This window comes from Promicromonospora sp. NPDC050880 (assembly GCF_044456525.1).
In the GTDB taxonomy this organism is placed as follows: domain Bacteria; phylum Actinomycetota; class Actinomycetes; order Actinomycetales; family Cellulomonadaceae; genus Promicromonospora.
In genome coordinates this window covers 143,278-160,555 of record NZ_JBITFV010000008.1, presented here as the reverse complement: position 1 = coordinate 160,555, position 17,278 = coordinate 143,278, and the positions used below count along the sequence as shown (strand labels likewise).

Here is a 17,278-nt window from a genome sequence, read left to right as displayed (position 1 = left end):
AACGGGGCGGGGTCAGGCGGCGATGTCCAGGGACTTCTCCGCGAAGCGGGGGGCGAAGACACGTTGCATGACGCGCTTGCCCGTCGGGTTGCCGAGCAGGGTCTGGGTGAAGGTCCTGGCCCGCTTGTCACGGCGGGTCTGCGGCACGAACATGACCAGGTCCCGGCGGCCGTTGCGCTGGTGGGCGGCGATGAACGGGCGCATCCGCAGCTCCCACTCGCGCAGCGCGCGGGCCGGGTTGCCGGGGTTGCGCTGCAGCACCGTGCCCAGCAGGTCCGCCCCGGCCATCGCGCTGGAGGCCCCCATGCCGGAGTACAGCGTGACGCACCAGGCGGCGTCGCCGAGCAGTACCACGCGGCCGGAGTGCCAGCTCGGCATCACCACCTGGTGCACGGAGTCGAACAGGGCGTCGTCCGCAGCCTCGAACTGGTCCAGGAGGTTGCCCAGCACGGGCCCGGTGGGCTCGGGCCCGAAGGCCCGGCGCAGCGACTCGACCGGCGGACGGCGGAACTGCGCGTCCTCGTCGTCGGTGCGGTAGCTGAACAGCACGGTCGGCCGGTGGTCGGTGAACGGGAACACCCACGCCGACCGGCCGGGCTCCGCGACCACGATGCCGTCGGTCGGGCCGAAGCCGGGCACGGGCTCCTGGAGCACCGACACGCCGATGATGTGGTGGAACGGCCGCAGGTACGCGGCGTCGGGGCCGAACACGAGGCGGCGCACCGTGGACCGCAGGCCGTCGGCGCCCACCACCAGGTCGAAGCGTTCGGTCGCCTCCGTGGCCGGCTCGCCGGGGGTATCGCCGGTCGTGCGCAGCGTGACGTGCACGCCGTCGCCGCGCTCCTCGACGGCCACGGGCGTGGTGCCGAACCGCATCTCGGCGAGCGGTTCGACGGCGTCGTACAGCGCTCCCTCGATGTCACCGCGCAGCACGAGCTGGGGTGCGCCCGGCAGGTCTCCGTAGCCCATGCCGGGACGACGACGGCCGTCCCGCTCGACGTCGTAGGTGATCGACGCCGGGTCGGTCCGGTTGCCGATGGCGTCCAGCACCCCGAGCCGGGCCGCCGCCGACTGCCCCGTGCCGAACATGCCGACGAAGTAGCCGGCGCCGCGCCGTGCGGGCGCCCGTTCGACGAGCACGGACTCCCACCCGACGTCGTGCAGGCGCAGCGCCGTGGCCAGTCCCCCGACACCCATCCCGACCACCAGTGCGCGCGGCTTGCTCATGTCGATCCCTCTCCTCGGTCTGCGAACGTGCCTCGATTATTGACTGCGCTAATCTCACCAGTCAAGAACTCGGGACTAGGATGGCCGTCACGCGAGGAAGGGGGAACGATGGCACGACCCGTGCAGGACCGCGCCGAGGTGATCCTGGCCGCGGCCAGGACGCAGTTCCTCCTCGACGGGCCGGAGCGCACGACGGTCGACGCCGTCGCCGCCCGCGCCGGCGTCGGCAAGGGGACGGTCTTCCTCTACTGGCCCACGAAGGCACGACTGCGCGAGGCCGTCTTCCGCCTGGAGGCCGCCCGGATGCTCACCGATCTCGCCGACGACCTGCGCACCGGCGCGACACACCTGAGCGTCGGCCGCGTGGTCCGCAGCGAGATCGCCGCCGTCCTGGAGAACCCCGGCATGGCGCCGCTGCCGATGACCGAACCCGACACGCCCTTCGACCTCGACGAGTTCCCGGGCCCCGCGCTCCACCGGGTCCTGTCGATCATGCAGCGGCACGGCCTGGTCCGGGACACCCCGACCGACGAGGTCGCCACGGCCTTCCAGACCGTGATGAGCGGCTCCGTGACGCTCGCGCTGGCCGCGCCGGACCGGCGGGCGACGGTCCTGGACGCCGCGGAGCGCCTCATCCGGTCCACCTACGACCGCCCCGACGCCGACCCGCGCGCCGTCGCCGCGGCCCTGCCCGAGGTGCTCGACGCACTGGAGGACACCGTCGACCGGCTCGTCGACTCCGCCGCCCCCGACCGGCCCACCACGGCGGAGCTGCGGCCCCGCCCCCGGCCGGCACCGGCCACCGCCTGAGCGGGACCGTCGTCAGGCCCGGGCGCCCAGGTGCTCGTCGAAGAACCCGAGCGTGCGCGCCCAGGCGTCCGCGGACGCCTCCGGGTCGTGCGACATGCCCTGGACCCGCATCAGCATCCCGAGCGCGCCCGTGTACTGCGCCAGGAAGGAGTGGGTGGCGCCCGGGTACACCTTGAGGTCCACGGGCACCCCGGCACGCTCCAGCCCGGTCCGTAGCTTGGCCACCTCGGCGACGTCGACCACCGTGTCCCGGTCGCCGAAGCTCGCCACGACCGGGCAGGGCGCCGACAGCATCGCCTCGAGCGCGGCCGGCTCCTGCTTGCCCTTCGGCAGCAGCCCGTAGTTGACCGACGCGGCGTCGAACCCGCCGCGGCCCGCCGCGACCAGGGCGAACCGGCCACCCATGCAGAAGCCCATGATGCCGACCCGGCCCGTGCAGTCCGGCCGGTCCGCGAGCGCCGCGCGCTCGGCCTCCAGCCGGTCGTAGGCCGGACCCTGGTCGGCGACGAAGCTGCGGAACGTCTGCCGCAGGCACCGGCCGCCCTGGAACATCGAGGGGGCGTGGACCACGTAGCCCTGGGCCGCGAGGTGGTCGCACACGCGGCGCAGCTCTGCCGTCATGCCGTAGGCGTCGTGCACCACCACGACGCCGGGGAACGGTCCGTCACCGTCGGGAACCGCGGTGTATCCAGGGTGCACGGTGTGCCTCCGTCGTGCTGACGTGGGGACGCCCGGCCGGACGCCGCCGTCGGACCGTACCAGCGCGCCGCGCGCGCTGCACGGACTCGTGTGCGACCGACCCGTCAGGGCCGCACCACCCCCGGGAAACCCGTCCAGCGCAGGTCTGCGGGCAGGTGGCCCATGTCGTTGAAGAGCACGACCGAGGGCGGCAGGCCGTCGCGGTACTCGATCACCGTCAGCGCGGCGTTGCCGGCGTTCAGGCCGAGCCAGCGCGCGGGCGGGGCGTCGAGCGCGTGCCGCAGCAGCCAGGCCACCTGGAACGCGTGGGTCACCAGCACCTCGTGCGTCTCGGCCTCGGCGGTCCGGGCGAACCGGTCGACGAGGTCCGCGGCGAGCCGTTCACCGGGGACACGCTCGGCGTCGTCGAACCCGTCGAAGAAGCCCGCCCAGGCCGCCGGCAGGTCCGGGCCGGAGGGGACGTACGGCACGTGGTCGACCAGCTCGGCGGCCTCCGCGACGGGCACGCCCGGCAGGCGCCGGGCGATCTCGTGCGCGCTCGCCGAGGCGCGGGGCAGGGGCGAGTGCCACACGGCGTCGACCGGGAGACCGGCCAGCCGTTCGCCGAGCAGCCCGGCCTGCCGCCGTCCGACGTCGGTCAGCTCGCCGAACGCGTCGGCCGCACCGTGCCGGGCCAGGTAGAGATGTCTGGTCGCCATGCGACGAACCTACTGCCCGGCGGTGGCGGCGCGGTCGATGCCGAGGGTCGAGATCAGGTCCTCGTGGAGCTCCATCCACACCGCGTGGCAGGAGGCGACGGCCGTGCCCGCCACCCACTCCCCCCGGCCCGCCCGGGCGCGGGCCAGGGCCGAGGAGAACCGCGTGTCGTACCCCTCGAACCGCGCGAGCACCTGGCTCAGCCCCGCGACCAAGGGCTCGAGCTCGGCCTCCAGCGCCTCCAGCTCGTCGAGGACGCGCGCGTCCCACTCGGGGTCCGTGTGGGTGTTCGGGACGAGCCGTTCGTCCCCGTTCGCCCGGAGCTGCCAGTCCGTGCAGGCCTGCAGCAGGCGGTCGTTCAGCGGCCCGAACCGCTCGTGCGCGCTCTCGACGGCGGGCCGCGCACCCGACTCCGCGAGCTCCTCGGCCAGGCGTCTGTCGTCCTCGGCACGGCCGCGCTCCGTCATCGACCACCCGCTGGTCCCCGCGAACGCCGCGTGACTGACCCAGCCGTACGCCTCGTCGTCGAGCAGGATCTCGTGCGTCCCCGCTTCGTCGAGGCCGAACCGCTCGGCGACGGCGCCGTCGTCCGCCATCCCCTGGATGCGCACGGAGTGGAGCACGAGCAGCTCCGGCTGAGAAGATCGGCCGGGCAGCGTGTCGTTGGTCATGTCTGGACCGTGCGTCCTGCGGCGGCCGGTGTCAACGCGAACAGGTACGCCCAGGGAGGAAGCATGTCGCACAGCACGGCCGGCGTCGCCGGCACACCCGGCAGCCCGGGCCGGGCCACCGGGCCCGCCCGCGTGGTGCACAGCCCCGACGACTTCACCCGGGTCCGTGCCGGCGACGTGCTGGTGTGCCGCTTCACCGAACCGGCCTGGACCGCGCTGTTCGGCGTCGTGGCAGCGGTCGTCACCGAGACGGGGGGGGGGGGGGGGGGCGCCCCCCCGCGGGCGGGGGGGGGGGGGGGGGGCGGCCCCCCGCGGGGGGGGGGGGGGGGGCGCCCCCCGGCGCGCCGGGCCCCCCCCCCCCCCCCCCCCCCCCCCCCCCCCCCGGTGCCGGGGGCCACGACGACGCTCCGGGACGGCCAGACGGTCACCGTCGACGGCGACGCCGGACAGGTCGCCGTCCAGCCCCTCACGGGGTGAGCCGGAGCCGGCGATCCCGGCTCCGGCGACGACGGCGCACGGCCCTGCCGGGCGCACGCCCCACCCGATGAAGGCTTGCCGAGAGATTGGTTCTCACTGCTCGGGGCGACACGGCACGCGTTCCTCCTGGGCGTCCACGGGGAGCACTCCCCATGGGCGCCGCACGAGGCGCCGTGCCAGCCTTCGCAACGTCAGACCAGGAGTCCGGCCCGAGGATGGAGAGCACCATGGCAGTCATCTCCCCGTTCCGCAGAAAGATCACGTTCCGCAGAAAGATCACCAGGCGTTGGACGTTCGCGGCCGTGACCGCGCTCGCCCTGGCCGCCTCCCCGGCGGCCGCCGCCACGACCTCGACCCAGGACGCGGGCGTCCTGGCCATCGCCCACAAGGCACCGTTCGACTGCGGCAAGACCTTCTACGCCAACAACTGGACCGGCGGGCACAACCCGTCCGGCTCCATCGACTGGCAGACGTACGGCAGCGACGCCATCAACGGCGAGACGGTCCGTGCCACGGCGGGCGGCACCGCCACGTTCGACGACGAGGGCAGCACGAGCTACGGCAAGTGGGTGCAGATCGTGCACAGCGACGGCACCCGCACGCGCTACGCCCACCTCGCCACGATGGTGCGGGCCGCGGGCCAGACCATGTCCGTCAGCCAGGGCACCGTGATCGGCACCGTCGGGTCCACCGGAGGGTCGAGCGCGCCGCACCTGCACTACGAGCAGCGCACCTCGTCCGGCGTGGTCGACACCTCGCCGACCGTCGACGGCGTCACCGTCTCGCTGGGCCAGAAGAAGGCGGTCACCAGCACCAACGGCTGCGGCGGCTCGAGCAACCCGTACACGCCCGCGGAGGTGTGCGGCAGCGGCTACTCGGTGATCGACTCCGCGGCGCTGGGCACCGTGGGCCGCACCTACCTGCTCTACAACGCCGGCAACGGCTACAACTGCGCGGTCACGCTCAAGTCCACCAACCTGGGCACGCCGAGCGCGGTCTCGGCCTTCCTGGAACCGGAGGGCGCGTCCCGGACCACCGACTCGGGGAACTTCTCCTACTACGCCGGCCCGGTCAAGCGGTCCGCACCGGGCACCTGCGTGAAGTGGGGCGGCTCGGTGGGCAGCACGAGCTACACCAGCCCGTTCGAGCACTGCGGCTGACGCCGGCCGAACCGGCCGCCGGGCCCCCGGGACACCTTCCGGCGGGCCTGGCGGCCCTGGCGTGGAGCGACGGATCAGCCGCGCGGCGGTTCGATCAGGTCCCAGGGCATGCCGTACAGGTCCTCGAACACGACCACCGTGCCGTAGGCCTCGTGGCGTGGTTCCTCGCGGAACCGCACGCCGGCCGCCGTCATGCGGGCGTGCTGCGCGGCGAAGTCGTCGGTCTCCAGGAAGAACGCGACCTTCCCGGCGGCCTGGTCGCCCACGGCGGCATGGGCGTCCGTGCGGGCGAGGACCAGCCCGGTCCCGCCGTCCGCCGGGCCGACGACGACGCGACGACGTCCGGCCGCGGTGGTCTCGTCCTCGCGGAGGGCGAACCCGAGGGCGTCGACGAAGAAGGCGATGGCCTCGTCGTGGTCGCGGACGAGATAGGTGACGTCGGAGAGTCGCAGCACCCCGTGATCCTAGGCCGCGCGGACCCGGCCTCCGCGCCAGGCCCACGACGCGCCCGCACTCGACCGATACTGGACGGCACGAACCTTTCCGGTGCCGGACACCGTACGTCCGGCCGACCCCGAGGACTGACGTGACCTTCACCCACCCCACCGGCACGCACGGCGCGAGGCAGCCCGGACGCGGCTTCCGCTGGATGAACCGGCTCCTCATGCGACGCGCCCGCCGCGCCGAGGGCACGACCATGGGCATGAACCTGCTGGTCCTGACCACCCTCGGACGCAAGAGCGGGCAGCCCCGCTCCAACCCGCTGGCCTCGTTCCCCGGGCCCGACGGGAGCTGGCTGGTCGTGGCCTCGGCCGGAGGTGCCCCCGCCAACCCGGCCTGGTACCTCAACCTCGCCGCGCACCCCGACCAGGTCACCGTCGAGCAGGGCGGCCGCAAGGTCGCCGTCACCGCCACGGAGCTGCACGGTGCCGAGCGCGCCGAGGCCTGGCAGAAGATCACCGCCCAGGCGGCGAACTTCCGCCGGTACGAGCAGGTGACCGACCGGGAGATCCCCGTGATCCGGCTCACGCCCAGGGCCTGAGCCCCCGACCCTGCCCCGTGCGACGTCGCCGCGGTGGGTAGTGTCGTGCGCATGACGTACGCCACCACCTCCCCGGCCGTCACGGCGCTCCAGACCGCGGACTGGCGCCGCCGCGTCTTCGCGCTCTACGCCGAGGCCCGCACCCGTGCCGTCGTGGACCCGGCCGCCGCCCACGCCGGCTGGGTCGCCGCCCGGGACGAGCTCTTCGCGACGCACCCGGTGTCACCGATCCTGCCGGAGGACCAGCCCGGCTTCACCGGCCTGACGGTCACGCCCTACGACCCGGCATGGCGCCTGAGCGCCCCGGTCGTCCCGGCCGAGCCCGGGCCCGACGGCGCGCCGCGCCGCCTCGACGTGCCCACCGGGACCGACGGCGTCGTGCCGTTCGAGCTGCTCGGCACGGTGACCCTGGCGTCAGACACCCTGGGCGACCTCGGCACGCTCGACGTCTGGCGGCTCGCCTCCTACGGCGGTGGTCTGTTCGTGCCGATCAAGGACGCGCTGGCGGGCCCGCCCGGCGGCACCTACGGCGGTGGGCGCTACCTCATCGACACGATCAAGGGCGCCTGGCTCGGCCACACCGGCGGGCCCGACGGCGGCGAGGGGGGCGGCCCGGGCGACTTCGGCGACGGGGACCTGGTGCTCGACCTCAACTTCGCCTACAACCCGTCCTGCGCCTACGACCCGGCATGGACGTGCCCGCTGGCCCAGGACGGCAACACGCTGGCCGTGGAGGTCCCGGTGGGCGAGCGCACCCCGGACACGCAGGCGTACTGAACCACGGCTGGGGGCAAGGTGAGGCTGTCCAACCCCGCCCCCGGCACTGGCTCTCCGCGCCGACTCCTGGTTGCCTGAACCCATGACCACCCCCACGTCCGGCACGAACCACCCGGACACCGGCCGCGACGCCGCCGGACACCCCGACGAGCCGCACACCAACGGGCTCGCAGAGCGCCTGAACTGGCTGCGCGCCGGCGTGCTCGGCGCGAACGACGGCATCGTCTCGGTCGCCGCGGTCGCCGTCGGCGTCGCGGCCGCCACGTCGCAGACCGGGCCCATCCTCACCGCCGGCCTCGCCGCCCTCGTGGGCGGGGCGATCTCGATGGCCCTGGGCGAGTACGTGTCGGTCTCCAGCCAGTCCGACAGCCAGAAGGCCCTCATCGCCAAGGAGAAGGCCGAGCTCGCCGAGATGCCCGAGCAGGAGCTCGCCGAGCTGGCGGGGCTCTACGAGGCCAAGGGCCTGTCCCCCGCCACCGCCCGCCAGGTCGCGGTCGAGCTCACCGAGCACGACGCCCTGGCCGCCCACCTGGAGGCCGAGCTCAACATCGACGAGGACGAGGTCGTCAGCCCCTGGCACGCCGCCCTCGCGTCCGCCGTCGCCTTCACGCTCGGCGCCGTCCTGCCGCTCGCCGCCGTGCTCCTGATCCCGGAGCCCTGGCGGGTCGGCGTGACGTTCGTCGTCGTGCTGGCCGCCCTGGCCGGGACGGGGTGGATCGCGGCCTGGATCGGCGGCGCACCGCGGGTGCGCGCCACGGCGCGCGTGGTGATCGGCGGAGCCCTGGCGCTGGGCGCGACCTTCGCGATCGGCTCGCTGCTCGGCACGACGGCGGTCGGGTGAGTACCGTTAGCGCCCGATGAACACCATCGACAGCACCCCGCCCCCGGCCGGCACACCCTCGTCGGCGTACGGCGTCCACTCCGAGGTCGGCCGGCTGCGCAAGGTCCTGGTCTGCGCGCCCGGGCTGGCCCATCAGCGGCTCACGCCGTCCAACTCCGCCGACCTCCTGTTCGACGACGTGCTGTGGGTCGAGCGCGCGCAGCAGGACCACGCCGACTTCGTGGCGGAGCTGCGCGGCCGCGACGTCGACGTCGTCGAGCTGCACGCCCTGCTCGCCGAGACGCTCCGTGTGCCGGGCGCCCGCGACTGGCTCCTGGACCGCAAGATCGTGCCCGAGATCGTGGGCAACGGCCTGGTGGAGGCCACGCGCGAGTACCTGGAGTCGCTGCCCGAGCACGAGCTGGCGCGCTACCTGATCGGCGGCCTCGCCGTCGCGGACGTGCCCGAGCTCCCGCCGGGCTTCCGCGCACTGGCAGACCTCAGCCCCGACGCGCGCGAGTACCTCATGCCGCCGCTGCCGAACACCCTGTTCACGCGCGACACGACGTGCTGGATCTACGGCGGCCTCACCCTGAACCCGCTGTACTGGCAGGCCCGCCGCGACGAGACGCTGCTGATGAAGGCCGTCTACACGTTCCACCCCCAGTACGTGGGCAGCAGGGTGTGGTGGGGCGACCCCGAGACCGGCCACGGGGAGGCCACCTTCGAGGGTGGTGACATCATGCCGATCGGCAACGGCACCGTGCTGATGGGCATGAGCGAGCGCACCTCGCGCCAGGCCATCACGCAGGTCGCCGCCTCGCTGTTCGAGGCGGGCGCGGCCGAGCAGATCGTCGTGGCGGGCATGCCCCGCCTGCGTGCGGCCATGCACCTGGACACGATCATGACGTTCGTCGACGTCGACACCGTGACCGTGTACCCGCGGATCGTCGACCGCGTGCACCCGTTCGTGCTGCGGCCCGACGGCGGGCCGCTCGGCGTCTCGGTGACCGACGCCGGCGGGTCGTCCTTCCTCGACGTCGTCGGGCAGGTCTCCGGGCTCGGCGAGCTCCGGGTCATCGAGACCGGCGGCGACGTCTACGAGTCGGAGCGGCAGCAGTGGGACAGCGGCAACAACTCGGTCGCCGTCGAGCCGGGCGTGGTGTTCACCTACGACCGGAACACGACGACGAACGACCTGCTGCGCAAGGCCGGCATCGAGGTCATCGAGATCGCCGGCGGCGAGCTGGGTCGCGGCCGGGGCGGCGGGCACTGCATGACCTGCCCGATCATCCGTGACCCCGTGACCTGGTAGAGCCGGGCCCTGCGCCGGGCCGGCGTCGGCCCGGGATGGGCTCCGTCGGGGCACTGCTGCTCCTGGTCATGTACGTGTCGGTGGTCATCGCGACCAACCTCTACGGGAGGATCGCCGAGGAGCACTTCGGCGACCTGGGGACCACGGCGTTCACGCTGTTCCAGGTCATGACGGGCGAGGCGTGGCCGGACATCGCCGACGACGTGATGGCGCACGAGCCCACCGCCTGGATCTTCTTCGTGGTCTTCATCCTCGTGGTGTCGTTCGCAGTGCTGAACCTGTTCATCGCGGTGGTCGTCAGCGGCATGGAGAGCATCGACGAGCTCGCCGAGCACGAGGAGCGGTCGGACGCCGAGGTCATGGACGAGCTGCGGGCGATCCGGGGGCAGCTCGCCGCGCTCCAGGCGGAGCTCGCGGCCTCCCGGGCCGGGGATGCCGACCTCGAGCGCCGGGCCGCCCCGACCCCCTGAGCGACACGCCGGGACATGCCGCCACGCGGAGGTTCTTGATGCATCCTTGGGTTGCAGTTCCGGAAAAGCCATAGACGACACCAAGTCCTCGTTGTACCTTTCTTCACACACGGACTCGCGCCGTGAAGGCATGACGTGTGTCCGCACGCCTGCCGCAGCACCGATACCAGCCCTTCGAACGAGACGGGAAAGGACGAGAACACGATGGTCCGCACCAGCTTCGCGCTCCAGGCCGCCGGCCTGTGCAAGGTCAGTGCCGCCACCGCGTCGTCCTACCCGACCACTGCCACGCACCTGTGGGACGGCCGTGAGGCCATCCGGGGCGCCATACGCTCCTGATCCGGCAGTGCCGGACCAGTGCTGTGAGCCGCCTCGGGATGCCTGTTCCCGGGCGGCTCTTGTCGTCCCGGGCGCGGACACGTCCCGCCCGACAGCACGACCCGAGACATCCAGGAAGTACGACACGCTCACCGGAAGGAGCAGGCCCGTGGCCGACGTCCTTGTCCTCAATGCCGGTTACGAGCCGCTGCACCGGGTATCGGTCCGGCATGCCATCCACATGCTCGTGCGCGAGGTCGCGGTCGTGGAGGAGGCGGTCGACGGCCGCTCCTTCGGGCCGTTCCCCTTACCGCGCGTGCTGCGGCTGGTCCGGTACGTCACGATGCGGTGGCTCTACAAGTCGGGCGGCGCGCCCGCGTGCACCAAGCTGGGCGTCAAGCGGCGCGACGGCCTGTGCGCGTACTGCGGCGGCCCCGCCGAGACCGTGGACCACATCCTGCCGCGGTCCCGCGGCGGGCCCTCGACGTGGATGAACCTCGTCGCCGCCTGCTACGAGTGCAACTCGCACAAGGCGGACCGCACCCCGGCCGAGGCCGGCATGGTGCTCCACGTGACGCCGCACGTCCCCCGCGCGGACTACGCGCGCGCCATCCGGCACCGGGCGGCACGCGCGGCGTGACCACCCCGGCTGCCCCCGCTCCGTCCGCGGTCGGCAGAAGGTCAGGTGATCGGCAACCCGGGTGGCCGATCACCTGACCTTCTGCCGACCATCGGGTCGAGCAACCGCCAGGCGGGAACGACGGCTCCTCGGGTGCCCAGGACGGGCCGCTCCGGCGTGTACGGCGCGCTCAGCCCCTCAGCGCCTCGACCAGGAGCTCCAGGGTTCGTGCGCGCCCGGGCGTGGCGTCGAGGGGCTCCTCCGCCCGCGAACCGGCCACCGGCACGAGCATGACCTCCTCGACGCCGTACCGCCCGGCCAGGTCGCGCACCTGGCCGGCCACCTGCTCGGCGTCGCCGATGAGCCAGCGTGCGCGCATCGACTCGATCGACTGGGCGATCATGCCGTCGGCGGGTTCGGCGGCCTGGGCGTCCAGCGCCTCCTCCACCGTCTCCAGCGGCCCGAGCCGCTGCCCGGAGCGCAGCCGGGCCATCTGGCGCAGCTGGGGCAGGGCCCGGTCGTGCGCCTCGTCCGACGTCGGCGCCACCACCGCGTTGGCCGTCACGAAGGTGCGCGGCTCGGGGTGCTCCTCCGACGGCCGGTAGCCGTCCCGGTACAGGCCCAGGATCTGCTCCATGCCCTGCCCGGAGAAGTGGTTGGCGAACACGTACGGCAGGCCGAGCTCTGCGGCCAGGCGCGCGGAGTAGTCGCTGGAGCCCAGCAGCCACACCGTCGGCGTCCCGTCGGCCGCCGGGGTGGCCCGCACGTCGTAGACGTCGCCCGAGACCAGGCGGAGGCGCGCGCCGTCGGGCCCCATGAGGCTCAGGATGTCGGTGACGTGCTGCGGGAACCGGTCCACGTCCGCCGTCGGGCCCGTGGCGCGCAGCAGGGAGGTGACCACGGGGTCGCTGCCGGGCGCGCGCCCGATGCCGAGGTCGATCCGGCCCGGCGCGATCGCCTCCAGGGCCGCGAACTGCTCGGCCACCACGAGCGGCGCGTGGTTCGGGAGCATCACGCCGCCCGAGCCCACCCGGATGCGGGAGGTCCGCGCGGCGGCCGCGGCGATCATCACCGGCGGCGAGGACGCGGCGACGGCGGCCATGTTGTGGTGCTCGGCGAACCAGTAGCGCTCCAGGCCGAGGCGGTCGGCGAGCGCCACCAGGTCGAGCGAGGCCGCCAGGGCCTGGGCGCTGGTCTGGCCCGAGCGGACGGGCACGAGGTCAAGGACGGACAGGCGTGGCTGGGTGTTCATCGCCTGTGTCAACCGTTCCGGGCGCCGTCGTGTTCCTGTATCACCTCGCGGATCTTCGCGGTATCGCGGGAGGTCGTGGCGCCGACCCCCTGCGGCCTGACATGATCGCGAACGTGTCTGTTGATGTGCGCCCCGCGACCGACGACGACGTCGATGCCGTGGTCGACCTGTTCCGCCAGTACCTGAGGTTCTACGACCAGGAGGTACCCGATGCCGAGGCGCGGGCCTACCTGACCGCCCGCCGCGACGCGGGCGACAGCGTGCTGCTGGTCGCCGAGCTCGGGCCGGACGACGCCGGGACCCCGGGCGGGCTGGTGGGCTTCGCCCAGAGCTACCCGACCTGGTCGTCGGTGAGCCTGAGCCGCTCGTGGGTGCTCAACGACCTGTTCGTCACCCCGGCCGCACGCGGCACGGGTGCCGGGCGTGCGCTGGTGCAGGACACGTGCCGCCGCGCCAAGGAGGCGGGCGCCATCCGCGTCTCGCTGGCCACCGCGTGGGACAACGTCGCCGCACAGGGTCTCTACGAGTCGGAGGGCTTCGTGCGCGACCAGAGCTTCCACCACTACATGTACGTCACGGGCGCCTGACGCCCCCGTGCCAGGCCCTCAGGTCAACCGGGTGACCTGAGGGCCTGGCACGTCGCGCGCGCCTACGGAGGTGTGTCGGAGGTGCACGTTAGGGTTCCGGGACAAACCTGGTCAGAGTTAACAAATCAATCGGGATACCCCGGGAACTGGAGCGCACACGACCATGATGGGAGGCAACCACGCCGCGACGGGAGCCGCGGCCTGGGTAGCGGTCACCGCGTCCACGCCGATCGCCTTCGGCTGGTACCCCGTGACGGACACCGGTGTGATCGCGGGAGCGCTCGTGTGTGCGGGCGCCGCGCTCCTGCCTGACGCCGACCATCACTCCGGCACCATCGCGAACTCCCTCAAGCCGGTGTCGAACGTCGTGGTCAAGGGCATCGAGGCCGTCTCGGGCGGCCACCGCAAGGGCACCCACTCGATCCTCGGCATCGCCGTGTTCACGGCCATCGCCTGGGGCCTGAGCTTCCTGAGCATCGACACGGGCAACCCGGAGATCGGTGCGATCCTCATCGGCCCGGGCATCATGTGCGTGCTGCTGGTCGCGTTCGCCCTCAAGGCGCTCAAGATCACGCGTGACACGAAGGTCCTGCCGTGGACGACGTCGATCACGCTCGCGGTGCTCATCGCCATCTTCGCGCCCGAGGAGTGGTTCTGGATGCCGTTCAGCGTGGCCCTCGGCTGCACCGTGCACATCCTGGGCGACATGATCACCACCAACGGCGTGCCGCTGCTCTGGCCGCTGAAGTTCCGCTCCCCGCGCTGGATGCGGGACGGTCGCGGCCTGGAGCTCGACATGATCTGGCGGTCCGGCGGCAACCTGTCGATCCCGATCCTGGGCGACGCGGGATCGGTCCGCGAGTGGATCTTCCTGGTCCCGGTCTCGCTCTACGCGATCGTGGGCATCGTGTGGGCGCTGCTCGACGAGATGGGCTACGACACCATGGCGACCTGGTACCAGATCGTCGGGCTGTTCGGGGCCTGATCCGGCCGGCCCTGCACGGGCCGGCCGGACGCCCCGCCGGTCACAGGCCGCCGGTCACAGGCCGCCGGCCACCGCGGCGCCCGCCGCCAGCCAGGCGCGACGGGTGTCCGGGCGCAGCGCGCCGTACCGCAGGTGGCCGTCCACCATGGCCGGGTCGAACGGGATGGTCACCACCTCGCGGGCCAGCGACCGGTACCCGTCGGCGACCCGCTCCAGCTCGCTCGCGGGCTGCTTCTGGTCCGCCTGGCTCACCACCACCACGGCCTGCTGCGCCAGGTACGCCGACCGGCCGTCGCGCGTCGAGAGCGCCTCCAGCAGCAGGGCACCGGCCTCGGCGTGGTCGTCCCGCGTGGTGGTGGCGACCACGAGCTGGTCGGTCAGGTCGATCATCCGCTGCCACATCGGGTCGGACTCGTCGTTGCCCGAGTCGATGAGGATCATCCGGTAGTACTTCGACAGCACCGAGTGGATCGCGTCGACGTCCTGCGGCTCGATGCGCTGCTCGTTCGCCATGGCGATCGGCTTGGAGCGCAGCACGTCGAACCGGTCGCGCGTCTGGTGGTGCACGTACCGGGCGAGGTCCGCGGCCTGCGCGGACGGCCCCAGCAGGCGGTCGGTCTGCGGCAGCAGGTCCAGGAGCGTCGACTCGTGCGGGCCCTGCTCGGTGCGCCAGCCCAGCGTGCCGCGCGTCTGGTTGTTGTCCCAGGTGACCACACCCGCGCCGCCGAACTGCGCGAACACCGCTGCGAGCAGCACCGTCGACGGCGTCTTGCCCGCGCCGCCCTTGCCGTTCACCATCGAGATGGTGCGCGGCCCCGGCCAGTGCTGGCTGACGGCGCGCTCGTCGGCCCGCTCCGCCCGCTCCGACTCGCTGGGCCCCACGCGGATGCCCAGGCGCGTCAGCACGCCGCGGAAGCCGCGCGTGGCCGGGTCCTCGTCCTGCTGGTGGGTGAGGAAGGACTCCCGCGCCTCGCGGCGCGAGCGAGGCGCCTCCGTGCCGCTCGTCCGCCCGGTGTCGGCCGGTGCGGCAGGCGCGCCCGCGCCGGACGGGACGGCGTCCACGGGTCCGGACGGGACGGGCACGGTGTCCAGGGGGCCGGCCGGGCCGGGCACCGTGTCCAGGGGGCCGGACGCCGGTCCCGCGGCGTGGTGACCCGCCATGTCGCCGGGCACCGTGCCCGGCAGGGCGCCCGGGTCGACGCCCGGGTCCGCGGCGGGGGCGACCAGGTCGCGGTCCGCGGCGCTCTCTCCCAGCCGGTCGGCCGCGCCCGGAGCGTCGGCCGGGCCGGGCGTGAGGTCGGGACGGGGTGCGAGGTCGGGCCTGGGCCCCAGGTCCGGGGCGGGACCGGGCGCAGGCACGCGGCGCACCGTGTCGTCCGGGTCGATCTCCACGGCGGAGGCGAGCGGGTCGGCCGACGGCCCGTCGTGCGCGCCGGGCAGCGGCTCGCGCGTGGGCAGGTCGGCGGCGGACGCGTCGTCGAAGACCGGCCCCGGGGCCTGTCCCGGCACCTGGTCGGGGACGGACCCGGCAGGCGGGGCCTGGGGGGTCGGGGCCGACGGCGGGGCGAGCTCGTCCTCCTCCGGGACCACCGTCCCGTCGGGGTGCACGATCAGGTTCCAGAGCCCCTCGGGACCGGTCGCGGAGGCCCGTACCGGCCGACCCACCCGGGCCGCGTTCTCCGTGACCCGGCGCAGCACCTCCACGCGTGCCTCTTCCAGGCTGGCGGCGCTGATGGGATGGAACGTCCCGTCGATCGTCACCTCCCCGGAGCCGTCCTCCCGGACGACCGCGTCGATCCGAGGCCAGCGGGGCACGGTGTCAGAGCTCATGCGTTTCCTCCGAAGTTCCTGGACAGGCGGCATTGCGTGGTCCGCCCCCGAAGCAAGGGTCGGACATGTTGGCCTGCCTGGCCACCCCAACGGGGCATTCACCCCACCTGGTAGGTTCTCGCGAAACAGGTGTCGAAACCGGACCACAACCGAGGAGCCTCCGCGTGTCCGACGAGCCCACCCGCCGAATTCCTCCGGCAGCCGACCCCACGCAGATCCAGCGGCCACCCGCTCGGACAGGTCGCCCGGACGCGCAGCCCGATGCCCCGTCATCGTATGCCGTGCCGCACCGCACGGAGGTCTTCCCGAACCGCCGGGACGGGCAGGGGGTCGCGCCACAGGGCGCCACGGGCTATGACCAGACGCAGGTCATGGGCCCCGGCACGGCGGGGTACGACGACCGCACCCAGGTCGTGGCGCCGGGCACGACAGGCTACGACGACCGCACCCAGGCCATGCCGCCCACGCAGGGCGGCGGCTACGCCGACCGCGCCCAGGGCGGTTCCTACGGCGACGCGACCCAGGTGCTACCGCCGTCGGGCGCGGCGGACGCTCCCGGCGTCGCCGGGCAGGGCCGCGACTACCGGGCCGCGACACCACCGCCCGCTCAGCCGTACCGCCCCTACGAGACCGCCCAGCCCACCCAGGTCCACGGGGCCGGCCCGTTCCCGGGCGAGCCCGGGACGGGACAGGGCGGCTACGGGCAGCCGACCCAGGTCTACGGCCGGCCCGCCGCCGGCTACGGCCAGCAGCAGGCTCCGGGGTATCCGCAGCCCACAGCCGGCTACGGCCAGCAGCCGGGCCAGGGCTACCCGCAGGCGCCCCACGCCTACGGCCGGCAACCGGGCACGGGCTACGACCAGGACCAGCAGGGCTACGCACCGCAGCCGTCCGGGCCGACTCCGCCCGCACCGCGCCGTGACCGCGACGACGACTCCCGCCCCGGCGGTTCGGCGGCCGGCGCGGTGCTGGCCTGGATCCCGCGCCTGCTGCTCGTGCTGAGCGTCTACCAGCTCGTCCGGCTCGTCCCGGGCTTCGACGTCATGCCCGACGTCGCGCAGTTCCCGCTGTTCCGCAGCATCGGCGACGGCGTGCTCGCCATGCTCAACCTCAACCCCGGGTGGTCCGACCAGGCCGCCAACCTGACCATCCCCGTGCTCGGCATGGCGCTCGCCGGCGTGTTCAACTCGATCCGGGCGCTGGGCACGTCGCTGGCGGTCTGGCCGTACGGTCTGGCCGTGTTCGCGTGGATCGTGGTGTTCGCCGTGGGCGGCATCGTCGGCTACGCGCAGGACGCCGCCGAGAACGCGCGGCAGAACATCGAGCGGTCGGTGGACGAGGGCATCGAGGACGCCAAGCAGGACGCCGAGGACACCGCCCGCGAGGAGCTGGAGAAGAGCGTCGACGACGCCCGCCAGGACGCGACCGAGAACATCGAGGAGAGCGTCACCGAGCAGCTCCAGGACGCCCTGCCGGGCGGCGAGGGCTAGCGCGGAGACCGCCGGTCAGGAGCCCGTGCGGTC

At 73.5% G+C, this 17,278-nt stretch carries 19 protein-coding genes; 12 read left to right on the top strand and 7 right to left on the bottom strand.

Going from position 1 to position 17,278, the window contains the following annotated elements; translation table 11 throughout:
* Positions 1–12: 12 nt before the first annotated feature.
* Positions 13–1,227 carry an FAD-dependent monooxygenase gene (locus ACIBBF_RS15355; protein ID WP_397414737.1) on the bottom strand — a complete coding sequence of 405 codons (1,215 nt, stop codon included), beginning with the start codon at positions 1,225–1,227 and terminating at the stop codon, positions 13–15.
* Positions 1,228–1,335: 108 nt separating this feature from the next.
* Here ACIBBF_RS15355 and ACIBBF_RS15350 point away from each other — a divergent pair, with 108 nt between their 5' ends.
* On the top strand, positions 1,336–2,037 hold the full coding sequence (locus tag ACIBBF_RS15350; protein ID WP_397414735.1) for a TetR/AcrR family transcriptional regulator: 702 nt from the start codon (positions 1,336–1,338) through the stop codon (positions 2,035–2,037).
* Between the two features lie 12 nt (positions 2,038–2,049).
* Here the strand turns inward: ACIBBF_RS15350 and ACIBBF_RS15345 are convergent, their stop codons facing one another.
* The 3 genes from ACIBBF_RS15345 to ACIBBF_RS15335 form a co-directional block, all read right to left on the bottom strand.
* A complete protein-coding gene (locus ACIBBF_RS15345; RefSeq protein WP_397414733.1) occupies positions 2,050–2,736 on the bottom strand; it encodes a dienelactone hydrolase family protein in 687 nt (228 codons plus the stop codon).
* A 104-nt stretch (positions 2,737–2,840) separates the two neighbouring features.
* Positions 2,841–3,434, bottom strand: a complete 594-nt coding sequence (locus ACIBBF_RS15340; protein ID WP_397414731.1) for a histidine phosphatase family protein — start codon at positions 3,432–3,434, stop codon at positions 2,841–2,843.
* A gap of 9 nt (positions 3,435–3,443) precedes the next feature.
* Entirely contained in the window at positions 3,444–4,103 is a 660-nt protein-coding gene (locus ACIBBF_RS15335; protein WP_397414729.1) for a transcriptional regulator, read from the bottom strand.
* Between the two features lie 704 nt (positions 4,104–4,807).
* Between ACIBBF_RS15335 and ACIBBF_RS15330 the strand changes: the two genes are divergently transcribed.
* Entirely contained in the window at positions 4,808–5,740 is a 933-nt protein-coding gene (locus tag ACIBBF_RS15330; RefSeq protein ID WP_397414727.1) for a M23 family metallopeptidase, read from the top strand.
* 74 nt (positions 5,741–5,814) lie between these two features.
* Here the strand turns inward: ACIBBF_RS15330 and ACIBBF_RS15325 are convergent, their stop codons facing one another.
* Positions 5,815–6,195 carry a VOC family protein gene (locus ACIBBF_RS15325; protein WP_397414725.1) on the bottom strand — a complete coding sequence of 127 codons (381 nt, stop codon included), beginning with the start codon at positions 6,193–6,195 and terminating at the stop codon, positions 5,815–5,817.
* A gap of 131 nt (positions 6,196–6,326) precedes the next feature.
* Here ACIBBF_RS15325 and ACIBBF_RS15320 point away from each other — a divergent pair, with 131 nt between their 5' ends.
* From ACIBBF_RS15320 to ACIBBF_RS15290, 7 genes are all read left to right on the top strand, one after another.
* Positions 6,327–6,782 (top strand): nitroreductase/quinone reductase family protein, encoded by a 456-nt coding sequence (locus tag ACIBBF_RS15320; protein WP_397414723.1) that lies wholly within the window; start codon positions 6,327–6,329, stop codon positions 6,780–6,782.
* Positions 6,783–6,833: 51 nt separating this feature from the next.
* Positions 6,834–7,559 (top strand): DUF1684 domain-containing protein, encoded by a 726-nt coding sequence (locus tag ACIBBF_RS15315; RefSeq protein ID WP_397414721.1) that lies wholly within the window; start codon positions 6,834–6,836, stop codon positions 7,557–7,559.
* Between the two features lie 82 nt (positions 7,560–7,641).
* Positions 7,642–8,400 (top strand): VIT family protein, encoded by a 759-nt coding sequence (locus ACIBBF_RS15310; RefSeq protein ID WP_397414719.1) that lies wholly within the window; start codon positions 7,642–7,644, stop codon positions 8,398–8,400.
* A gap of 16 nt (positions 8,401–8,416) precedes the next feature.
* Positions 8,417–9,694, top strand: a complete 1,278-nt coding sequence (locus ACIBBF_RS15305; protein ID WP_397414717.1) for an arginine deiminase — start codon at positions 8,417–8,419, stop codon at positions 9,692–9,694.
* A gap of 35 nt (positions 9,695–9,729) precedes the next feature.
* Positions 9,730–10,164, top strand: coding sequence for an ion transporter (locus ACIBBF_RS15300; protein WP_397414715.1), 435 nt, complete (start codon positions 9,730–9,732; stop codon positions 10,162–10,164).
* Positions 10,165–10,368: 204 nt separating this feature from the next.
* Positions 10,369–10,503, top strand: a complete 135-nt coding sequence (locus ACIBBF_RS15295; protein ID WP_397414713.1) for a hypothetical protein — start codon at positions 10,369–10,371, stop codon at positions 10,501–10,503.
* A gap of 148 nt (positions 10,504–10,651) precedes the next feature.
* On the top strand, positions 10,652–11,122 hold the full coding sequence (locus ACIBBF_RS15290) for an HNH endonuclease (RefSeq protein WP_020018328.1): 471 nt from the start codon (positions 10,652–10,654) through the stop codon (positions 11,120–11,122).
* A gap of 169 nt (positions 11,123–11,291) precedes the next feature.
* Here ACIBBF_RS15290 and ACIBBF_RS15285 read toward each other — a convergent pair whose 3' ends face one another.
* The gene (locus ACIBBF_RS15285) at positions 11,292–12,353 is read right to left on the bottom strand and encodes an LLM class flavin-dependent oxidoreductase (protein ID WP_397414711.1); all 1,062 of its coding nucleotides are present in this window, start codon (positions 12,351–12,353) and stop codon (positions 11,292–11,294) included.
* A 113-nt stretch (positions 12,354–12,466) separates the two neighbouring features.
* Between ACIBBF_RS15285 and ACIBBF_RS15280 the strand changes: the two genes are divergently transcribed.
* Complete coding sequence (locus ACIBBF_RS15280) at positions 12,467–12,940, top strand: GNAT family N-acetyltransferase (RefSeq protein WP_397414709.1); 474 nt, start codon at positions 12,467–12,469, stop codon at positions 12,938–12,940.
* Between the two features lie 163 nt (positions 12,941–13,103).
* Positions 13,104–13,925, top strand: a complete 822-nt coding sequence (locus tag ACIBBF_RS15275) for a metal-dependent hydrolase (protein WP_397414707.1) — start codon at positions 13,104–13,106, stop codon at positions 13,923–13,925.
* Between the two features lie 54 nt (positions 13,926–13,979).
* Here the strand turns inward: ACIBBF_RS15275 and ACIBBF_RS15270 are convergent, their stop codons facing one another.
* Complete coding sequence (locus ACIBBF_RS15270; RefSeq protein WP_397414705.1) at positions 13,980–15,755, bottom strand: ATPase; 1,776 nt, start codon at positions 15,753–15,755, stop codon at positions 13,980–13,982.
* Between the two features lie 281 nt (positions 15,756–16,036).
* On the opposite strand from ACIBBF_RS15270, the gene ACIBBF_RS15265 reads away from it, so the two are divergent.
* Positions 16,037–17,245: a hypothetical protein gene (locus ACIBBF_RS15265; RefSeq protein ID WP_397414703.1), complete on the top strand. Its 1,209-nt coding sequence runs from the start codon at positions 16,037–16,039 to the stop codon at positions 17,243–17,245.
* The last annotated feature ends 33 nt before the right edge of the window (positions 17,246–17,278 follow it).